The organism is Methanobrevibacter sp. (assembly GCF_045646045.1).
GTDB lineage: Archaea > Methanobacteriota > Methanobacteria > Methanobacteriales > Methanobacteriaceae > Methanocatella.
Genome location: NZ_JAZRJY010000128.1, coordinates 1 through 5,092, shown reverse-complemented (window position 1 = coordinate 5,092; position 5,092 = coordinate 1). Strand labels below are relative to the sequence as shown.

Sequence of the window (5,092 nt, the reverse complement as noted above, 5' to 3'; positions counted from 1 at the left end):
AGAAAACACATCATCAATCACTTCCACAGATATGTACAGCACTTAGATGATGAAAATATTGGGAAAACATCAAACAAAGTCGAAAATTACTACCGACAAACTAATCAAGAAATAATAAAGAAATTATACAAGACTAAAAATGGAATTCTAACATTTTTAGACTATCAAATGAAAAATTGGACTGAAAAACATCTAAAAATAAAATAGGCCTATAAAATTTTACAGACTCCTTTTTTTAGACTATTTCTTAAATATTTGATTAAAATTTAGTTTGCATATAAACTTTAATGGTGATGATATTTTTTCCAGTTCTTATTTTAATCTTTAAATTTATTTTTCATTTTCATTTTTTCCAGCTGATTCATAAATCTTTCATCATAGTTCTGGCTAATTATCTATATTATTTTCAAGATTATTAAATATATATATAATACGTTTAATAGATATTTTAATATCTTATTAATTTATCATTAATGAATAAATTTAATAGGATAATATACCTAATGGTGTTTATATGAAATATAAAAAGATAATGCTTGTAAGTATTTTCTTACTGGCAATTTTAGCGATTGGTGCTGTTAGTGCATCTGAAGATATTGCATCTGACGATAATCTGACAGCTGGCGATAGCATTAGTTTAATCGCCGATGACGAACCTGATGATTCTGGGGATGACGATAGGGGATATGAAATTGAAAATGTCGAATTTTGCAGTGCAAATGCAATTGAAAATGATGTAATAGTCAAAATTCCCAAAGCAGGAATTGATGGTGTAGATGATAACTTTTATGCGATCTTGGATTTGGAAGATGAACCGTTTGAAAAAGAATTGAATATCACTCAAATTGATAACGATGATGAATTCTACCTCATTAGAACGGGTAATTTAATAGATGATGCTCCTGATGTTGATGACACTGGGGGCACATTTACTGCTCAATTTTTCAAGGATGGAGAAAACTACTGCTTTGCAGAAGGTGATGTAAATCTATATGTCAGTCCTTATTTCTCACAGTATTCTACAATTCTTTACAATAATCCTGTAGTCATATTAAGGGGACTGCCTGAAGGTGCTGATGAATTGGCAGTAACAGTTTTAAGAAATAATTCACAAATTTCTAAAAAAACATTCAATGTATCTGATTTAGATGATGTTAGCAAAGATTGGGAGGATTATGAAGGAGAACCGGTTTATGAATTCACTGACAGTCAAATAGGAATTACTGAAGCAGGCGAATACAACATTACACTGGACTTCATAAAAGATTCCACATTATTAAAAACTTACTCAGGGATTGTTAATGTAGCTCTTGTAAATGTTATTGTTGCTGAACCGGAAGAAGAGGAGGATGAGGAAGGTAAATGGATTCCTGGTGCATTCCACTATGTTACAGATGACATTTTTGTCATAGAAGTCCCTGAAAATCTTTCAGGTTATTATGTAAACATATTTAAGGATGGCAATCAATTAAAAGATAACATTAGTATAACAGACCTAATATATAATGATGGTTGGGGCTGGCAAGCACAGGCCCGCTCAGTTAAATTAAACGATTTGGATATTACGGAATCTGGCAATTACAGTATTAGATTAGAGCTGTATGCAGATAATGGTGAATTGGTTGACAATGTAACCAATGATATTCCGGTCAAATTAGTGGATGATGGTGTTAATTTTAGAGATGTCGGTTATACCGAAGACATCAGGGATGTTATAGAATTATCAATATCCCATCAAATTTCATCTGACGATTACTATCGGATTTACCTAAATGGTGAATTTGCGGGAAATATTACTCCATTTTCTTTCTTTATGTTTTCAATGGAGGATAAGTTCTATGATTATTATGATGACCTTTCTGAAGGTGCCAGATTCTTAAAAGTTGGACATTATGATGCAAACATCACTTTTGTCCATAATGGGACTGAAAATGATTTCGCAACAGGTGAATTCAATGTTTTAGGATTAAACTTAACCTCCGATAAGGACACCTATCTTGCAGGTGAAGATATTCTAATTTCATTTGGGGCTGATGAACCAAAATATGGTAATTTAATACCATATCATGTTTTAGGTTGGGGACTTATGGGTCCTGATGATAATCAAATCTTCGATCCAATTTCAAATGAGGAATTGATGGATGTATGGAAAGATGGAGTATTCACAATTAATGTGGGTGAATATTCTGATTACAAAATGGGCAGCAATTATGTTTTAATCCAATATGAAATAATGCAATCAGAAGATGATGGAGATGGTTTCAGTGTTTTCGGTTTAATTAACTTCAATATAGTTAACGAAACTTCCGTCACTGTCGAAGCTCCAGATGTGATTAAATACTACAAAGGGCCTGAAAAATTTGTTGTAACGGTAAAAGATTATGTAGGCAATCCAATAGATAATGCTACGGTTAAAATTAATATTAATGGGGTTAATTACACTAGAACAACAGGCACTGATGGTCAGGCATCTTTGGCTTTAGGAATTCCTGCAGGAAATTATACTGCAACAGTCTTTTATGATGATATTAAAAAGGAGTCCAATGTTGTCATTAAATCAACTATTAGTGGAAATAACATTACTAAAATCTTTAGGAACGAAACACAGTATTATGCTACTTTTGTAGATACAAACGGTAATCTTTTGACAAATGCTACTGTTGAATTCAATATAAATGGGGTATTCTACAAAAGAACAAGCAATGCAAGTGGTGTTGCAAAGATGAACATTAACTTGAATCCTGGTGAGTACATTATCACTGCAATTAATCCTAATTCAACTGAAATGTATTCAAATGTTGTTACTGTATTGCCGAATATTGTCGACAATGAAAACTTGACAAAATATTATAAAAATGATTCACAATATGTCATTAAGCTTTTAGATGATAAAGGAAACCCTGTCGGTGCCAATGAAACTGTTGAATTTAACATTAATGGGGTATTCTACAAAAGAACAAGCAATGCAACTGGCCACGTCAAATTGAACATTAACTTGAATCCTGGTGAATATATTATCACGGCAGATTATAAGGGCTATAAAACTGCCAATACCATTACGGTCAAGCCGATTCTTGAAACTGAGGATTTAACCATGAAGTATCGTGATGGATCCAAGTTTGAAGCAAGGTTGTTGGATGCTCAGGGAAATCCTTTTGCAGACCAAAATATTACATTTAACATCAATGGTGTTTTCTATAATAAGATAACTAATGCTAGTGGAATAGCTAGCTTAAACATTAACTTGATGGCTGGTGAATATATTATCACTTCAATGTATTCTAATGGTGCTGCTGTTTCAAACAAAATAACCATTTCCAGTTGAGATTAATCATCTCAACATTTTCTTCTTTTTTTTAGACTATTTCTGAAAATATCTGATTAAAATTTAGTTTACATATAACTTTAATGGTGACGATATTTTTTCTATTTCTTATTTTAATTTATTCTGTAGAGTTATTTGTTTCTTTTTTTCATTTTCATTTTTTCCAGCTGATTTAAAAATCTTTCATCATAGTTTCTGGCAACATCTTCGTATTTGTTCCATATTCCAATGGCGGTTTCCGGAATGATTTCGCTTTTGTCTTCACTAAATTTAGTGTAGGTATGCATCATTTCTTTTGAATCAGCTATCAGCACTTTTGCAAATGGGATGTCTGCCTTTTGAATGTTAATGTCTGCGTCTTTAAAGAGTTTAATAATATCTATTTCTTCATTGTTTATGTAGCATTTTGGTGATGCAAGGATATTTACAGTTAATTTTTTATTGTTTTTAAATGCTTTTATTAATGCTTCCGCTTCATTTTCAAACAAAAATCCTATTCTCATATTAACTGAGATTTTTGATCTCTTGATGATTTCTATTTCCTGATTGATGATTTTTTCAACACCGTAAACTCTCCATATCGGTGCCTGTACCTGATTCATTCCGTTTTCATAGATATTTGTTAGCCTGGTTATGGTATCATCAATTTGTCTGTTCACTTTTTCCTTTTCTCGGGATAGGACTTCAACGGGGGAATTGACGTTATATGTTAATGGTCTTCCGTCTTCGATTTCTATGAAATCTTTTTCATTCAGTTTCTTCAACACGTCATATATTTTACTGCGAGGAATACCTGATTTTTCAGACACTTCAACTGCAGTCGCTGAGATTAATGAAGTGAGTGTTACATATGCTTGAGCCTCATACATTGTTAGGCCAATTCCTTTCAATAGGTGTACATCATCATTCATATTTAATTATATTTTTATTATATTATTTATATTTGTCACTTTTCACCCTTAACTAGTTACAAAATCTTTAAATACTTTTCATATTATACTATTAGTAACAATTAATTTCGAGGTAATTAAAATGGCAGACGGATTAGATATGTTTTGTTATCAATGTTCCCAGACCGCTAAAGGTACTGGATGTACTGTAAGTGGAGTTTGTGGAAAAAAACCTACTGTAGCTAGATTGCAGGATAATTTAATATTTACTATGAAAGGAATCAGTGCATATAACTATAATGCTAATGTTTTAGGTAAGAAAAATCCTGAAATTGATGAATTCTTGACTAAAGGGTTATACACAACCTTGACCAATGTCAACTTTGATGCTGAAGATTTGGTTGCATTGGCATTGGAAGCTGGTAAGGTAAGTGTGGATGTAATGAGATTACTCAAAGATGCTCATATCGAAGCATACGGCGAACCACAGCCTGTCGAAGTAAAAGTCGGTGCACAGGAAGGTCCGGCCATCATTGTAACTGGTCATGACTTGAAAGCATTGGAAGAACTGTTAAAACAGGTGGAAGGAACTAACATTAAGGTTTACACCCACTCTGAAATGTTGCCTGCACATGGTTATCCTGGTTTAAACAAGTATGAAAACTTGGCAGGACAGTTAGGTGGAGCATGGCATGATCAAAGAACAGTCTTTAAAAAATACAATGCAGCTATTGTTGGAACCAGTAACTGCGTACTTCCGGCATTGGATGCTTACAAAGAAAGAATGTTCACCATGGACGTAGCCAAATTGGAAGGCGTAAAAACTGTGGAAGACTATGACTTTTCTGAAGTTATTGAATGTGCTAAATCATTAGGA

General features: G+C 32.8%; 2 protein-coding genes and 2 pseudogenes. 3 read left to right on the top strand and 1 reads right to left on the bottom strand.

The window, feature by feature from the left end; translation table 11 throughout:
• Nucleotides 1–207 (top strand): annotated as a pseudogene (locus ACKI5C_RS08640) (transposase); the annotation flags it as partial.
• A 307-nt stretch (nt 208–514) separates the two neighbouring features.
• Nucleotides 515–3,325 carry a hypothetical protein gene (locus tag ACKI5C_RS08635; RefSeq protein ID WP_407432739.1) on the top strand — a complete coding sequence of 937 codons (2,811 nt, stop codon included), beginning with the start codon at nt 515–517 and terminating at the stop codon, nt 3,323–3,325.
• Between the two features lie 131 nt (nt 3,326–3,456).
• Here ACKI5C_RS08635 and ACKI5C_RS08630 read toward each other — a convergent pair whose 3' ends face one another.
• A complete protein-coding gene (locus tag ACKI5C_RS08630; RefSeq protein WP_407432738.1) occupies nt 3,457–4,236 on the bottom strand; it encodes a TrmB family transcriptional regulator in 780 nt (259 codons plus the stop codon).
• Between the two features lie 121 nt (nt 4,237–4,357).
• On the opposite strand from ACKI5C_RS08630, the pseudogene ACKI5C_RS08625 reads away from it, so the two are divergent.
• Nucleotides 4,358–5,092 (top strand): annotated as a pseudogene (locus ACKI5C_RS08625) (hydroxylamine reductase); the annotation flags it as partial.